Annotated in this window: 11 protein-coding genes and 1 pseudogene; 6 read left to right on the top strand and 6 right to left on the bottom strand. The window is 43.2% G+C overall.

All coding sequences use genetic code 11. From position 1 onward, the window contains the following. Positions 1 to 64: 64 nt before the first annotated feature. The 4 genes from cobA to nirB form a co-directional block, all read right to left on the bottom strand. Positions 65 to 1,072, bottom strand: a complete 1,008-nt coding sequence (cobA, locus tag GQR89_RS08880) for a uroporphyrinogen-III C-methyltransferase (RefSeq protein WP_158769714.1) — start codon at positions 1,070 to 1,072, stop codon at positions 65 to 67. Next, complete coding sequence (locus GQR89_RS08875; protein ID WP_158769713.1) at positions 1,069 to 4,008, bottom strand: nitrate reductase; 2,940 nt, start codon at positions 4,006 to 4,008, stop codon at positions 1,069 to 1,071. The genes cobA and GQR89_RS08875 overlap by 4 nt, the downstream gene beginning before the upstream one ends. Positions 4,009 to 4,166: 158 nt before the next feature. Next, positions 4,167 to 4,511 (bottom strand): nitrite reductase small subunit NirD, encoded by a 345-nt coding sequence (gene nirD / locus GQR89_RS08870; RefSeq protein WP_158769712.1) that lies wholly within the window; start codon positions 4,509 to 4,511, stop codon positions 4,167 to 4,169. 10 nt (positions 4,512 to 4,521) lie between these two features. Further along, entirely contained in the window at positions 4,522 to 7,101 is a 2,580-nt protein-coding gene (gene nirB / locus GQR89_RS08865; protein ID WP_158769711.1) for a nitrite reductase large subunit NirB, read from the bottom strand. 623 nt (positions 7,102 to 7,724) lie between these two features. On the opposite strand from nirB, the gene GQR89_RS08860 reads away from it, so the two are divergent. The 4 genes from GQR89_RS08860 (at position 7,725) to GQR89_RS08845 (ending at position 12,172) form a co-directional block, all read left to right on the top strand. After that, positions 7,725 to 8,594: a TraB/GumN family protein gene (locus GQR89_RS08860; protein ID WP_158769710.1), complete on the top strand. Its 870-nt coding sequence runs from the start codon at positions 7,725 to 7,727 to the stop codon at positions 8,592 to 8,594. Positions 8,595 to 8,632: 38 nt separating this feature from the next. After that, positions 8,633 to 9,391 carry a molybdopterin-synthase adenylyltransferase MoeB gene (locus GQR89_RS08855; RefSeq protein ID WP_158769709.1) on the top strand — a complete coding sequence of 253 codons (759 nt, stop codon included), beginning with the start codon at positions 8,633 to 8,635 and terminating at the stop codon, positions 9,389 to 9,391. 141 nt (positions 9,392 to 9,532) lie between these two features. Then, positions 9,533 to 10,807, top strand: coding sequence for a gephyrin-like molybdotransferase Glp (gene glp / locus GQR89_RS08850; RefSeq protein WP_158769708.1), 1,275 nt, complete (start codon positions 9,533 to 9,535; stop codon positions 10,805 to 10,807). Then, positions 10,808 to 12,172 carry an MATE family efflux transporter gene (locus tag GQR89_RS08845; protein WP_158769707.1) on the top strand — a complete coding sequence of 455 codons (1,365 nt, stop codon included), beginning with the start codon at positions 10,808 to 10,810 and terminating at the stop codon, positions 12,170 to 12,172. 366 nt (positions 12,173 to 12,538) lie between these two features. On the opposite strand, the gene GQR89_RS08840 is transcribed toward GQR89_RS08845, so the two are convergent. After that, positions 12,539 to 13,267, bottom strand: a complete 729-nt coding sequence (locus tag GQR89_RS08840; RefSeq protein ID WP_199271395.1) for a transporter substrate-binding domain-containing protein — start codon at positions 13,265 to 13,267, stop codon at positions 12,539 to 12,541. A 254-nt stretch (positions 13,268 to 13,521) separates the two neighbouring features. Between GQR89_RS08840 and GQR89_RS08835 the strand changes: the two genes are divergently transcribed. Continuing rightward, the gene (locus tag GQR89_RS08835) at positions 13,522 to 15,024 is read left to right on the top strand and encodes a hybrid sensor histidine kinase/response regulator (protein WP_158769706.1); all 1,503 of its coding nucleotides are present in this window, start codon (positions 13,522 to 13,524) and stop codon (positions 15,022 to 15,024) included. 112 nt (positions 15,025 to 15,136) lie between these two features. Here the strand turns inward: GQR89_RS08835 and GQR89_RS08830 are convergent, their stop codons facing one another. Then, complete coding sequence (locus GQR89_RS08830) at positions 15,137 to 15,547, bottom strand: hypothetical protein (protein WP_158769705.1); 411 nt, start codon at positions 15,545 to 15,547, stop codon at positions 15,137 to 15,139. A gap of 239 nt (positions 15,548 to 15,786) precedes the next feature. Between GQR89_RS08830 and GQR89_RS21520 the strand changes: the two are divergent. Beyond that, positions 15,787 to 15,891 (top strand): annotated as a pseudogene (locus GQR89_RS21520) (IS110 family transposase); the annotation flags it as partial. Positions 15,892 to 15,933: the final 42 nt, after the last annotated feature.

The raw sequence follows: 15,933 nt of genomic DNA, 5'->3' as shown, positions 1-15,933 counted from the left end.
GGCTACATTGGCCATCAATAATACGGCGCAAAACACAATAGGCTGACCTGAGTAAAAAGTGTCCCTAAGCAGAGCGCGTCGCTAAATAATTTGCTGAGCATTGTAAACTGTCTTGCTGGTGATACGAAACCACTCGCTGGCGCTTACTTACTACTTCTCCCACAATAATGAGCGCAGGACCGGTAAATTGACGATTTTCTAATCGCTGAGCAATATTTTTCACTTGGCCAATACACACTTGCTGTTCAGTACTGGTCGCTTTATCAATAATCGCTACTGGCATATCTGTAGGTAAACCGTGTTGTTGTAACTGTTGCATAATCGATTTAATACGTCTTAGTCCCATATAAAATACCAACGTTTCAGCGTTTTTGCCTTGCTCATCAGGCATCGCACCACTAACTAAGCTTTGCCAATCCGGCTGTAAAGCGGGATCTTTTAAATGGGCGGTAATAAAGCGTACTGATTGGGCACAATCTCTATGGGTTAACGGGATCCCAGCATATGCCGATGCGCCTGATGCTGCGGTGATACCCGGTACGATGCTAAACGGTATGTGATGCTGCGTAAGCATTTCACATTCTTCAGCGGCCCGAGCAAATATAGCGGGGTCGCCACCTTTTAAACGCGCAATCGACTTTCCTTGTTTGGCCACGCTGACCAGCAGCTCACTTATTTGTACTTGTGTCATGCTGTGCTCACCACACTTTTTACCCACAAAGCGACGTTCCACATGAGACGGGATCATATCGAGTATTTCTGGGTTAACTAACCAGTCGTACATCACCACATCAACACTCTGTAATAAGCGATAAGCCTTTAGGGTAAGTAACTCTGCATCACCTGGTCCTGAACCAATTAAGTGCACATGGCCGTTTTGGGCACCTTTATAACCTTGATGTTGTTGGCGACGGTGTTTGTTTTGACGTGTCACCTGATTTAGCCCATTTAACTGATTATGATTTACACCATCGTCTTTGATGCTGAATTTCAGTACATGGCTTACAAACTGACTTAACCCTTGTGGTACTAAAAAATTGAGAGGAGAAAAAACACTTAATGATAAGCTCATAGTAGGGTCTCCACGGCAATACGCTCGCCGCTATGTTTACTGGATTTGTCTATTTTATTTTGCGCCGAGCTATTTAAAGGGTCGACCTGAACGTCAATCGTATTTATGTTGCCAGCGTCGATCCGGTCATGCTCATTGATCAGTTGTTGCAACTCACTTTTGCATGAGCCGCAATTGGTCCCACATTTTAATTTTTCGCCCAAGGCATCAACGCTGTTACACCCTTGCTCAATCTGAGCCACAATAGGGTTAATACCTACTTTGAAACAGCTACATATCAAGCGACCCTGATTAAATTGCTCATCAGGCTGTGCGCGTAATAATGCGGTTTTTTGCTCTGTACTCAGGTTATCTTCTTCAAGTAGGGAACTGAGCCATAAGGTGTTTATATCAATGGGTTGATGAGCACAAAACGCCGCTAACTGTAACGCGTCATTGTGCAAAGCATATAAGCCTTGTTGCGCGCCAGACTGATGTACAGCCCAACTATATTGTTCTTTGCTTACCTGTTGCATAAGATCTTTCAAGATTAATACGGGAATATCGTCTTCAGCTGCGCCCACAGTGCTGTCGCAATTAGTCCCCTGCTGTGACTGTTTAATGCGACCGCTGGCAAAAGTTAACATCTCGCCACCCGCAATTTTGTTCAGCCGCCAATAGTCCAATTCGGCACATATAGTAGCGATAACTAACGCGCGCTCTTTAACATCATTAGCGATAAAAACTTGGCCGTGATGCAAAAATAACGCTTTCGTTGCGTTAATGGCGGCATGTTTTAATTCGGGTTGACCTGAAATGCAATCATTTGCATCCGTATACAAGTGACTGATATTCGCTGATGACGTATTTAGCTCACTCCAGTGGATGGGGGCAAAGAAATCCCCTGGACGTTGACCATCATCAATCTGTACAGGCAACATCACTTGACTCAAGCTACTACTTAGCGCAGATGAAAGCGCCAACAAGTCACCATTTTTAACGCTCAGCTTAGTCGCATCTTTTGAGTGCATACTTAACGTGGCGTAACCAATATGGCTGGTTAAATCGGAACTATTACCCGTACGGGTCATGGTATGCCACTGGTCACGTATGCGACCGCTGTTCAACACAAAAGGAAAATCGCTATTTGTCAATTGCTCAGGAGCGCGAGATTCAAGGGCAATAAATTGTGCTTTTTTACTAGCAGTAAAATAACGGCCATCGCTAAACATACGTTTAACGCCGCCTGGGTTCGCCGCGTTTACCGGCCATTGCACGGGTAATAAGTTGTCGTACTGGGTTTGAGTCAATCCACACAAACCCGATAAATCTAAATCTCGTGTATTGATATTTTTTTCGGCGGTTAAACCGCAATATTCTGCAAATATTTCACTGGGGTCGGTAAAGTTAAAGCCGGTATTAAAGCCCATCGCGATTGCCACATCACACATGATTCTCCAGTCATGACGCGCTTCACCTGCTGGCGGCAAAAAACCACGTTGGCGAGATATTCTGCGCTCTGAATTGGTCACCGTACCATTTTTTTCTGACCACCCTGTGGCCGGTAACACTACATCCGCCATAGCAATTGTATCGTTGTTGGCCACACAATCTGATACCACCACCATTTCACATTTCGCCAGTGCTGCTTTAATTTTATGGCGATTTGGCATACTGACCATAGGATTAGTCGCCATGATCCACACGGCTTTTATTTTGCCTTGGTCGATAGCATCAAAAAGATCCACTGCTTTTAGCCCTACCTGAGTAGGAATACTGGGGGACTGCCAATAGTTTTGCACCAACGTGCGGTGCTCCACGTTGTCTATATCCATGTGACATGCCAGCATATTGGCTAAGCCACCCACTTCTCTTCCGCCCATCGCATTAGGCTGTCCCGTAATTGAAAACGGACCACACCCTTCGCGTCCGATTTTTCCGCTGGCTAAATGACAGTTAATAATCGCGTTAGTTTTATCGACACCACTAGTTGATTGATTCACACCCATTGAATAAAAACTTAGGGCAGAGCTGCAACTGGTAAACAATTGATAGAATTGCTCAACATCAAAGATATCTAAATCACAATACTGAGCAACGGCCTCAAGCGACCATTGTTCACAGGCGACAAGTGTACTTTCAAAACCTTCGGTAAAAGTACTGACGTATTCACTATCGAGGCCATTATTGTGAGCCAAGTAACGTACTAGACCGTTAAATAAGGCAACGTCTGTGCCTGGTTTAATGGCTAAATGTAAATCGCCTGCTTCGCAACTTGCCGTGCGACGCGGATCGATAAACACTAAACGCATATTCGGGTTTATCTTTTTAGCCCGTTCAATGCGTTGAAATAATACCGGGTGGGTCCACGCGGCATTTGAACCCACTAGCACCAATAATTCTGTTTGTTCTAAGTCTTCATAACAGCATGGCACTGTATCTGTGCCAAATGCCCGCTTATATCCAGCAACAGCAGATGACATACAAAGACGCGAATTAGTATCGATATTCGCACTACCGATATAGCCTTTCATCAACTTGTTTGCCACATAATAATCTTCGGTCAATAACTGACCAGAGACATAAAAAGCTACCGAATCTGGGCCATGTTGTTTGATCACATCGGCAAATTTATCCGCCACTGTATGGATGGCTTCAGGCCAGGTAACCGCGCGGCCTTTAATCTGTGGCTTTAGTAAACGCCCATCAAGCCCATTGGTTTCAGCAAGTTTACTGCCTTTAACACATAAACGACCAAAGTTTGCTGGGTGACTAGCGGTGCCTTGTACACTTACCAACGTTGGGGCCGCACCACGTATTTCAGTGGTCACGTCCACACCACAACCTACCCCGCAATACGGACAAGTAGTCGTGCTAAGTTGTGAACATGTTCCATGGCTATCAGGCTTGGCTTTTACGGCGCGAACAAGCTGAGATGGAGGCATTTTGTCTGTCATGGCGATGGCCTTATGCATATTTGAATAACGTGGGTTTGCTGGGCTGACGAGAGCCAAATTTAATATCAAAACTTAATGGCCTTGGCGTAATACATCGAGGGTTGATAGCGCAACATTGCGCTATCGGCTAAATGTATTAACCAGCGGTGGTATGAATATTAAGCAACAGCCAGTTGTACCTTACTTCCTTCAACGCGCACACCATACACATCCACATGACGCTGCTCGTCATCCAAACATTCTCCGCTTGTTAAACAATAACGCTGTTTATACAAAGGAGAAATCACCACTGTTTTATCTGCAACTGAGCCGACTAATCCACGATAAAGTACGTTCGCTTTTCCAATAGGATCCCAGTTGCTTATGGCATAAAAGTGTGATTCGCCTTGTTGGTTAATTTTGAAAATAGCGACCTGTTCACCGTTTATGAGTGCACAAACGCCGGAGTTATCGACTAAATCATCGAGATTACAAATATCAGTCCAATTTTTAGCTTCGCTCATAAATTACTCCTTACACCAACTCAACATCGATTATTTCTTGCGGGCCTTTTACGCCAGCGTCTAATGCTTCAAGCTCAGATTCTGTGGCTGGGCGAATTTGCTCACGTTCTTGCACAAACACAACTTGTTTGTCACTTTCGTCACTGTTTACAAACTGACGGAACCGCTTACGTGATGATTCACTTTCAATAGCTGTTTTCCATTCACATTGGTAAGTATCTTCAATGTGCTGCATTTGCTGTTCTAATTCTTCGGCTAAACCCAGCGAATCATTGATCACTACGTCCTGTAAATATGCTAAACCACCCTCGAGATTTTCCAGCCATACTGAGGTACGTTGCAAACGGTCTGCGGTTGCCACGTAGAACATCAGCACTCGGTCGATATACTTCACTAAGGTCGCGTCATCTAAATCGGTAGCAAATAAATCTCCGTGGCGCGGTTTCATACCACCATTACCACACACGTATAAGTTCCAGCCGTTTTCCGTAGCGATAATACCAATGTCTTTACTTTGCGCCTCAGCACATTCCCGGGTACAACCTGAAACGCCAAATTTTATTTTATGCGGTGCGCGAAGACCTTTATAACGATTCTCTAGATCAATCGCTTTGCCTACAGAATCTTGTACGCCATAACGACACCAAGTACTGCCCACACATGATTTCACGGTACGTAACGATTTCGCATAGGCATGACCAGTTTCAAATCCGGCTGCAATAAGTGCTTCCCAAATAGGGGGTAACTGTTCAACTCGAGCACCGAATAAATCGATACGCTGACCACCTGTGACTTTGGTATACAAGTTGTATTTTTTAGCCACTTGGCCAAGCACGATTAATTTATCTGGGGTAATTTCGCCGCCAGCGATACGCGGTACAACAGAATACGTACCATTTTTCTGCATATTGCCAAGGTAGGTATCATTGGTGTCTTGCAAGGCTACATGCGGTTTTTCTAATACAAAGTCATTCCACACCGACGCCATTATAGAGCCCACTGCAGGTTTACAAATTTCGCATCCTAAACCGTGACCGTGTTTTTCGATTAACGCGTCAAACGTTTTGATTTTTCCAACCTTAACCATGTGATAAAGCTCTTGGCGCGAATAGGCAAAGTGTTCACAGATATCTTTTTTGACTTCAACACCGCGCTTACTTAGCTCGCTGTCTACTACAGTTTTTAATAAAGCAGAACAACCACCACATCCTGTGCTCGCTTTAGTGCATGATTTAATAGCGGATAAGTCGCACGCGCCACCATCGAAGGCTGCAATGATGTCGCCTTTTGATACGTTGTGGCATGAACAAATAGTCGCGGTGTCAGGCAAGGCATCGGCCCCTAAACCGGCAGGTGCATCGCCAGATGCAGGTAAAATAAGACTTTCAGGGTGCTCAGGTAAATCAATACCATTTAGGGCATACTGTAATAACGTGTCGTAGTCACTCGTGTCACCCACTAATACGGCGCCAAGTAATACACTTTGCTCATGATTCACGACTATTTTTTTATACACGCCATCTGGTTGGTTTTCATAAATATATGTCTGAGCGCCTGGTATACGTCCGTGAGCATCACCGATTGACCCCACTTCAACGCCCATCAACTTAAGTTTTGTACTCATGTCAGCGCCTAAAAATTCGACGTCTCCACCGGTAATATGACTTGCAGCGGCACGGGCCATAGTGTAACCAGGGGCAACCAAACCGAATATAAAGTTATTCCACAGAGCACATTCGCCTATGGCATAAATATCTGGGTCAGAGGTTAAACAATGATTATTCACCACAATGCCACCGCGTTCACCAATGGTTAAATCATATTGGCGTGCCAAGGTGTCTTGAGGACGAATACCCGCTGAGAATAAAATCATATCTGTTTCAAGGAAGTCACCATCAGCAAAACACATGCGGTATCGACTCGTTTGACCGGCTTCAATACGTTGGGTAGCTTTTTGGGTATGAACTTTCACCCCAAGTGATTCAATTTTATCTTTTAATAAGCGCCCGCCCCCCGTATCAACTTGCACTGCCATCAACTGTGGGGCAAATTCGACCACATGGGTTTCAAGACCGGCTTCGCGAAGAGCATTTGCCGCTTCTAAGCCCAATAAACCGCCGCCCACTACAACACCCGTTTTACTGACTTTGGATGAGGCGCTAATATCTTCTAAATCTTCGATAGTTCGGTAGACCAAACAATGAGGCTGATCATTGCCTTCAATGGGTGGGACAAACGGGTACGAGCCAGTAGCCATAATCAATTTGTCATAAGCAAAGGTCTGCCCAGACTTGGTTTTAACCAATTTAGCTTGCTTATCAATATCCACCACTGCAGCATCAAGATGAAAATCAACGCCAAGAGCTTCATATTGTTTAGGGGTCGTTAACGCTAAATCATTAGCTGTCTTGCCTGAAAAATATTCAGAAAGGTGCACCCTGTCATACGCTAATCGTGGCTCTGCAGATAACACAGTCACGTTATAGGTTACTGCACTGTCGGTTTCTCCATGGCTGGTGATTTGTTCCACAAAATGGTGCCCTACCATTCCATTTCCTACCACGACTATGTTTATTGTATTTGCTGACATGTTGATCCCCTGGTCGATGAATTTTCTCAACTAAATTTTGCTCATAAAAAAAGCCCACGAGACTGATGAATTCAATCAAAGTGGGCTTCTTTGCCTGTTCTGTGTTTAACGCTATTGCTAACACGGCACATAAATTTTAAAACACGGATAACATCCGGGTGGTGTATTAAAACTAATGCAGGATTTTTGCCAAAAATTTAATCCTTATTAATCATAATGTTATAAATAAAAAATTATATTAATTAAAACACTGTGCATTACATTGGTGCAAAAAGTCGAAATTGGAGCAAAGCGTAGTCATGTGCATAGGCGATAAATATTATAAATATAAAGATATATAGTGCTTATTACGGTGGTGAGTATAATAGTGGTGAGAGCAGTAACAAACGTTTTATCAAAGCGTTTCCAGCAGTAAAGGCAAGTGCAAAATTTGTCGTTTCACCGCAAAAAATGCTGCTTGTTTGAACAAACAGCACACAAGCCAACATTTTTGTTTCCCTTGTGTTGCCAAAAGCGGCACACTGGCCGATACACGAACTTGTTACATCTGTCTACCTCCACTGATTTAACGGGTAGTACTCAACAACATCTATCCACAATCATGCAAAGGAAGACATCTCATTATGTCACTATTTCGCTCATTTTCGCTGCCATTAATCGCTGCCGCATCCATGCTCACAGCAACCGTTGATGCCGCTTCCGTATGGAAAGTCACATCGGGTGAAAATAGCTTATACATAGGCGGTACCATTCATATTCTAGCGCCCGAAGATTACCCACTACCCGATGAATACAGCATCGCGTATCAAAAGTCATCAACCCTTGTATTCGAAACAGACATGTCAGCCCTAAAAGGTGTCGAATTTCAGCAAAAAATGCTGTCAATGATGACGTATACCGATGGTCGCACATTAAAAGACGATCTATCGGCTGACAGTTACGCAAAACTTGAAGCGCATCTTAGCGAGCGCGGAATTCCTATTGCACAAATGGCAGCGATGAAGCCGAGTCTTATCAGCATTACGTTGAGCGTGATCGAACTACAAGGTCTTGGTTTTACCAGCGAGGGCGTTGATCAGTTTTACGCAGATAGAGGAACACAAGACAGCAAAGCGATTAAGTGGCTTGAAACCCCAGACGAACAACTAGGTTTTTTGGCAAATATGGGCGGCAACGATAACGATGCGTTAATAGATTATACCCTACGAGATATTACAAAAATGCCAGCCATAATTGGTGATATGCGCACAAGTTGGCGCGAAGGTGATATGCAAAAAATGGCGGAAATCAGCATCGCGCCGTTTAAAGCCGATTACGGGCAAATATACCAAGATTTACTGGTCACACGAAACGCAAACTGGATGCCACAAATTGAAGATATGTTAAAAACCTCTGAGGTAGAATTCATTATGGTCGGCGCGATGCATCTAGCTGGGGAAGACAGCGTACTTACGCAACTAAAAGCCCAAGGCTATAGCATCGAAAAGCTATAACTGAAGCGATATAATTCCAGAAAAACTGACAGGATATTATGACCCCTACCATTACCAAAGAACTTGCTTTGCGTTATGCACGGCAGATCTTACTGCCAGGTATTGATCTTGATGGTCAAGAGGCTCTTATGGCAGCAAAAGTGTTGATCATAGGTGTAGGGGGATTGGGCTGCGCTGCAGCGCAGTATGTTGTCAGTGCAGGTATTGGTGAAGTAACGTTAGTAGACAACGATGTGGTTGAGTTATCTAACTTACACAGACAAGTATTGCATCACGAGCAAGATGTGGGCATGAAAAAAGTTGAATCCGCTAAAGCAACGCTTAATAGCAATAATGGTCAGTGCGTAATTAATACAATTGCCCAACGTTTAGACGATACCGCATTGGGTCAGCAAATCGCTCAGCATAACATTGTACTAGACTGCACCGATAATCTAGCCACACGCCAACAAATTAATGCCTTGTGTTTTACCCATAAAGTGCCCCTTATTAGCGGCGCCGCCATTCGATTTGAAGGGCAGATAAGCACATACCTAATGGATCAAAATGGTCCTTGCTATCAATGCCTAAGCTATGTATTCCCTGAACAGCAACTAAGCTGCATTGAAGCTGGCGTTATTCCGCCATTAGTCGGTGTTATCGGCAGCATGCAGGCATTAGAAGCCATTAAACTGTTAACCGGCACGGGCGAACTACTTAACGGTATATTATTACTGTTCGACGCAAATTCAGCTCAATTTCAACGTTTCTCAATTCCTAAAAACCCACAATGTAGTGTTTGCGCTAACGCCCACTAAATAAATTCCCTGCGTCTCGCGTACACAATGATTTTTAATGCCAATAACACGGTATTTATTTCACATTTAGACTTTCGTTGCATGCTCCATGTCAGTAACATTGGGCAGCTAAGTTATTTTTCGATTAAGTAGTCTGATTTTATGATAGTAAGTTGCGACACGCCTGGTTTGTTACCTATATCACAAGCGCTAAATGCTATGCGCAGTGCAATTTCTGCCGTTAAAGAACATGAACAATGCAGCCTTATGCACGGACGTGGACGAATTTTGGCCGAAGATGTTATTTCACGGGTAAATGTTCCCCCTAGTGACAACTCTGCCATGGATGGTTACGCCATGGTTGCAGCTGACTTAGAAGAAAACGATACCTTGGAATTGGTCGGCAGCGCTTTTGCGGGTATTCCATTTGAAGGAGCCGTCAGCAAAGGTCAGTGTGTGCGTATTATGACTGGCGCCATCATTCCTGCTGGTGCAGACGCTGTCGTGATGCAAGAAAACACCACTGAATGTAAATCACCAACAGGCACAAACAAGACTAACGAGCCGCACGCAAAAATAATCCAATTTACCCAGCGTCCTAAATTAGGTAACAGCGTACGCAGAGCAGGTGAAGATATCTCCCAGGGCGCGGTTGTGCTGAGAAAAGGTACACGCTTACTACCATCACATTTGTCGTTACTGGCGTCAGTTGGTATTGCCAATGTACTGGTGGTACGCAAATTAAACGTGGGTTTAATTGCCACCGGTGACGAATTGGTATCACCGGGTGAACCGCTAAAAGCAGGACAAATTTACGAGAGCAATCGTTATGCGCTGCACGCAATGTTGCAAGAATTTGGCGCTAACGTAATCGATTTTGGTATTGTTGAAGACAAGCTTAATAGTTTAAAACAAACTTTCGCAGATGCTGACAGGCGGTGCGATATCGTACTGTCATGTGGCGGCGTATCCGTGGGCGACGCAGACTACGTTAAAGACGTATTACAAGCACTGGGCAGCGTTAATTTTTGGAAAGTAGCTATTAAACCGGGCAAACCTTTTGCCTTTGGTAAGCTCAGTCAAGCATGGTTTTGTGGGTTGCCAGGCAATCCAGTATCGTCTTACGTGACGTTTGAGCAGTTAGTCAAACCGGTACTTGAGACCTTAAGTGGCCAAACGCGCCGCCCTACCCTGTTACTCAATGCCACAGCCGATTGTGACATACGCAAAGCGCCCGGACGGGCCGATTATCAGCGCGGCATCTACCGGCTTGATAGCAATGGCGAGCTGTTTGTTAGCCCAAATGGAAAGCAAGGCTCAGGTGTGATGAGCAGCATTGCCCACGCTAATTGTTATATCGTTCTTCCCCAAGACACTGGCAGCATAGAACAAGGCAGCACAGTGCAAATACAACCTTTTACTTCATTGGCATATTAAGTGACCCTAAAAATAGAATTCAAAGCCTTAGCCCATCTGGCGTGGCCTTTATTGATTGCTCAAGTAACCCAAACATTAATGGGCGTGTCTGACACCATTATGGCTGGACGTTTCTCTGCCACTGACATGGCGGCTGTTGCCATTGGCTTTAGCTTTACCATGCCGATGTTGGTTTTTATCCAAGGGCTCACCCTTGCTTTACCGCCAATTATTTCTCGCTTTAATGGGGCAAAACAAGTTGATAGGGTTGCAAATGCCAGTTATCAGGTTATGTGGTTGACGCTATTTTTTGCTTTACTCGCGCTAGTGCTGAGTACCTTTCTAACATTTTTCTTTTCGATGATAGAAATGGAGTCCGAGCTACGCACCATAACAATCGACTACGTTCGCTATGTACTTTATTCCATGCCAGCCTTCGCTTTGTATCAGGTACTTAGAAATGTCTGTGAAGGTTTATCAATCACAAAGCCCAGCATGATTATTATGATCATTGGTTTACTGGTGAATATACCGGCTAACTATGTGTTTATTTACGGTAAATTTGGCGTGCCTGCATTCGGCGGAGCTGGTTGTGGTATCGCAACAGGCCTAGTGTTTGTAGCGATGATGTTTGCTACGTGGATTTACACGCTTAATTCTAAAAAACTGCAACAATACGCCTTATACACCCGTATTTTTGCGCCCAATATGCATGACATTTGGGCTAGCTTAAAATTGGGCTTACCTATCGCGTTAACCATATTGTTTGAAGTGACACTGTTCACTGTTGTGGCTGTTCTGCTTGCCCCTTTTGGCTCTACCATAGTGGCGGCCCATCAGATTGCCCTGAACTTCTCATCGCTGATGTTTATGTTGCCTCTTAGTCTCGGCATGGCAACTAGTATTCGTGTTAGTCACTTATTAGGCGAGAGCAAGCCGCTGCAAGCAAAGATGGCCACCCGAGCGGCTTTACTTATGGGCTTAACCACAGCTACATTAACCGCAACCATGACCTATCTTGCCAGGGTCCACATTGGCGAGCTTTATAGTAATAATAGCGACGTTATTAATATGGCTGCCGGACTAATGATGCTAGCCGCAATATTTCAATTTTCAGATGCAATTCAAGTCGTATCAGCTACTGCACTGCGCGGTTATAAAGACACCGCAGCCATGTTTTATTTAAGCTTTATTTCCTATTGGGTAATAGGCATGACAATAGGCTGTATTTTAGCATTAACTGACTGGATTGTGCCGCGTATGGCAGCGGCCGGTTTCTGGGTTGGCTTTATCTGCGGATTAACTTCAGCGGCAATATTACTTGGGTTGCGCCTGCGCCATATTCAGCGTAAACAAGAAAATATGCCGGTAGAGATTAGTATTTAATGCTCTATATAGTTGCTTAGCGAAAGCATCGTTAACTGCTGTGCTTTAGGAAATCCATGGCTGACATTTTGGCCAAATACAACGTCGCGTCGAATGGTCGCACTTACAGTTAAAAGGCGCTATTCGAGTTACGCCTATTACGCTAATTTTTGCTAATAAAAGATAACTCTGGTTCACCATCGACTGGTTAGCAATTGAAATAGCAAAAATGATTATATGATTCTAATTTCAATTTAGGTTTAATAAAATTAGTAAAGGCAAATATACGCTTAGCAACAGGTGAAATTGATAGAATACAGCGTTAGTTGACGACTATATATGGCAGAATTGATGCTTTTTACAGCTGCTAATGCGCTATGTTGCTAATCAATTTGAGATAGGATGTGACGCATAGTGCTCACGACGAATAGTGGCAAATTCATTATTGGCGATAGCATCTCTAACGGCGGATTCAAACAGATGTTTTTTCCCAATAAGCGGGGAGTTTTGACTGATAGTTACATAATAATTGTTCACTTCTATGGGTTGATATTTTGCTAAAACAATCTCATTTTGCAAACCCATCTCAATAATCAGTGGCTGCGCACTCTCTTGAAAATGAACAAAAGTATTAATTCTTCCTTTCATTAATAACTCTATCTTTTGTCTTAGTGTCGATACAGGAAGCATTATCAGGTTTGTTTCTTGGTTAAATTTTTCAAAATATTTTGCATTGCGAGTAACGCCAATGTTCAAGCTCTTTAAATCAGCAAAGGTCTGTAAAGTACCCATATTCTTTTTAAGAACAAAAAACGTATGTCTCAATGTTTCGTAACTTGGGGTGATGTAAAGCACTTCGTCTTGTTTGTCACTCTCACGTTGCAATCCAACCAACAGATCTAAATTGCCTTGGCGAAATTCCCTAATACGTCTTGCAAAAGGCATCGGAATAATGTCAATTTCCATGTTCATATGTTTGGCAATATTTTTAAGGTATTTGACTTGTAGGCCATTGATAAACTCTTTGGATACAGAGCTTCGTATGACCTCCTGCCCAGACGAAAAAGCTGAGAAAAAACCTAAGACTACAGAGAAAATCAGGATGTGAAATCGCATAACTAAACCAATAAAAGACAGTGATATATTATTACCTACAGCAGAGCTTAAGCCAATAGTAAAAAACCACTTTCTAGCATGCCAACCTCCACTTACTCTATTTATTCGTTATCCATATATTTTTGCTACCAAGTTTATAAGATAAATTTGGACATCCCCCAAATGAAAAAGCAAGTCTCTTATCTAACACGACATTAATTACACAAACTGTTATGTTGCATATATTGATTATTCTATTCAATGACTAAGCACTAATGCCCTTACAAGAAAACAGTATTATTTTTAAAGATGCCTTTGAAATGATCCGCGGAATTGTTGTCATTCTAAATTCTAAGGGGCAAGTCACCCAATCTAATTCTTACTTCGAAAACCTAACAGGTTATGTCGCGAGCGAGATAATAGGCAGGGATTGGTTTGAGACATTTATTCCGGTAAACGACAGAGTAGCCATTCGTGAGTTTTTTAAAAAAGTCATGGGTGAAGGTCTTAATGACGGATATACCAATTCGATCCTAACTAAGGATGGCGAGCAACGCATTATAGAGTGGCACTCCAAAACGCTGGGTAAAGCGAATGGCCAGATCACAGGTATGTTGTGCACTGGCTTTGATGTGACCGAACGCACCGCTATCGCCGCAGAGTTAGACAAGTCTAAAAAAATTGCAATAGCAGCCTCGGAAACAAAAACACGTTTCTTAGCCGCAGCGAGCCATGATTTACGACAACCTTTACAATCATTAGGGTTATATTTGGCGGCATTATCAAAACTGTCGGTTCAATCAGAACAGGAAAATATAATCTATAAAATGCGTCAATCGCTTAGTACAATGGGAGAACTAATTGATTCACTTCTGAATATTTCCAAGCTCGATAGTGGGTCGATCACCGCAGATCTATGCGACGTCAACTTACAAGAGTTACTTGAGCGCGTTGTTATTAACAACATTCAACAGGCCCAGAGTAAGGGGCTTCAACTTGAGTGCGATACAGTAGATTTTGTCGTGCACACGGATCCTAGATTGCTAGAGCGCCTTATCGAAAATTTGGTAACAAACGCGATCCGATATACCGAACAGGGTCATGTGCGGATCAATTGTCTGCGTGAGCGAGACTCGGTGCGAGTAGCGATAAGCGATACAGGTATTGGAATACCAGAAAATCATATTAAGAGTGTGTTTGAAGAGTACTACCAAGTTAATAATCAAGTGCGAGATAGGCGCAAAGGTCTGGGCTTGGGTTTGTCAATCGTTAAACAAATAAGCCAAATACTTGATCACTCACTCGATGTTACCTCTGTGCCAAATGATGGGTCAACCTTCTCAGTAGCAGTTCCTCTTGGTCAACTGGATACGAGCACTAAGGCAGAGGTGCTCAAGAAAATACAGCTTAGTGAGCACGATCCCGTAGTCCTGTTTGTTGACGATGATCCGGCAGTTTTAGATGCAACGACTATGTTATTAAGCGTATATGGTGTGAAAGTACACAGTGCTTTATCTGGCGATGACGCTCTCGCCATAGTAGACGCCGGTGTTCGCCCAGATGTCATCCTTTCAGACTACCGTTTGCCTAAGTACAATGGTATCGAGGTCATTAACCGAGTGCGGATAGCAACGGGGACTGATCTACCCGCTATACTTGTCACTGGAGAAGCCTCAACAGAGGAAATTGACAACAACAATCCGAGCAATTGTAACGTGCTACAAAAGCCAGTCGATCCAGATAAGCTTATCGCGCTTATCAATCACCTCTGCGATTAACGCAAGACGGTAGCTGACTATAAAAGAATCAGCACAGTGATAACTATATGAACAAACGCCGAGCAAAACATGCCCCAGCAAGTTAGCTGACTTGCTGGGAATCAACTCAACGTTATTTGCTTTCTTCTGCGGCTTTTTTCTCTTTAATCGATTCAGCTATCGCTTTAAATTCATAGGTAGGATAAATATCTGTTTCAAAAATACCCCAAGCCGATTTTTCAACGGCCAGGTTAAGTGTTCGCAAATCTTTTGGATGAACCTTGACGGTGATCACCTGCCCTAGTCCCATCATGACATACCATGAATCAACTTCCATACCCTTGGGAGGAAAAGACTGCCAAAATCGATTCTCATCCATCTTTGCTTGCAGCTCAGTTAGGTTTTTATCTTGTTGATGTTTGAGGACTATCGTAATCAGTATTTTATCATCATCAATAGTGTAATCTTCATCCGCTTTTGCAACGTGAGTGAAGCCAATAAAGCATAATGCAGTGATTAAAACAAACTTGATAAATATGTTCATAATTTTACTTGCCGAGTTAAATAAGCGATTATCTTCTCATGTTGAAGAAAGAGAGAATAGTGCTTTAAGGGCAACATGTTGACGATGATCACCATGACTTATATGCCGTTAAGTTATTGCATCAAAACTACTGTGAGCATTTATTAAATAAGATCATGGCGTAATAAAGTCCGTTTCCCCTCACTCGGCGCACCGATAAGTCAATGAAATAAACAGTGCATGACTACTCCCTACCAATCGAGAAAGTGGCTATTGTTACGTCTAACAGAAAGATGATTGTTATCTTAAACTCAATGGTAAGAGACGGTGTTATGTGGGATACGAATATGGCTAAAATTCAATGATTGACATCATATTTAATTGTTATGCCGTCATCACCTTCACCA

This window comes from Paraglaciecola sp. L1A13 (assembly GCF_009796745.1).
Lineage (GTDB): Bacteria > Pseudomonadota > Gammaproteobacteria > Enterobacterales > Alteromonadaceae > Paraglaciecola.
This window is presented reverse-complemented; position numbering and strand designations above follow the sequence as displayed.

Coding starts and splice junctions, on each gene's coding strand:
- cobA (WP_158769714.1), bottom strand. CDS start 1,072: ATGAGCTTATCATTAAGTGTTTTTTCTCCTCTCAATTTTTTAGTACCA.
- GQR89_RS08875 (WP_158769713.1), bottom strand. CDS start 4,008: ATGACAGACAAAATGCCTCCATCTCAGCTTGTTCGCGCCGTAAAAGCC.
- nirD (WP_158769712.1), bottom strand. CDS start 4,511: ATGAGCGAAGCTAAAAATTGGACTGATATTTGTAATCTCGATGATTTA.
- nirB (WP_158769711.1), bottom strand. CDS start 7,101: ATGTCAGCAAATACAATAAACATAGTCGTGGTAGGAAATGGAATGGTA.
- GQR89_RS08860 (WP_158769710.1), top strand. CDS start 7,725: ATGTCACTATTTCGCTCATTTTCGCTGCCATTAATCGCTGCCGCATCC.
- GQR89_RS08855 (WP_158769709.1), top strand. CDS start 8,633: ATGACCCCTACCATTACCAAAGAACTTGCTTTGCGTTATGCACGGCAG.
- glp (WP_158769708.1), top strand. CDS start 9,533: ATGATAGTAAGTTGCGACACGCCTGGTTTGTTACCTATATCACAAGCG.
- GQR89_RS08840 (WP_199271395.1), bottom strand. CDS start 13,267: ATGCGATTTCACATCCTGATTTTCTCTGTAGTCTTAGGTTTTTTCTCA.
- GQR89_RS08835 (WP_158769706.1), top strand. CDS start 13,522: ATGCCCTTACAAGAAAACAGTATTATTTTTAAAGATGCCTTTGAAATG.
- GQR89_RS08830 (WP_158769705.1), bottom strand. CDS start 15,547: ATGAACATATTTATCAAGTTTGTTTTAATCACTGCATTATGCTTTATT.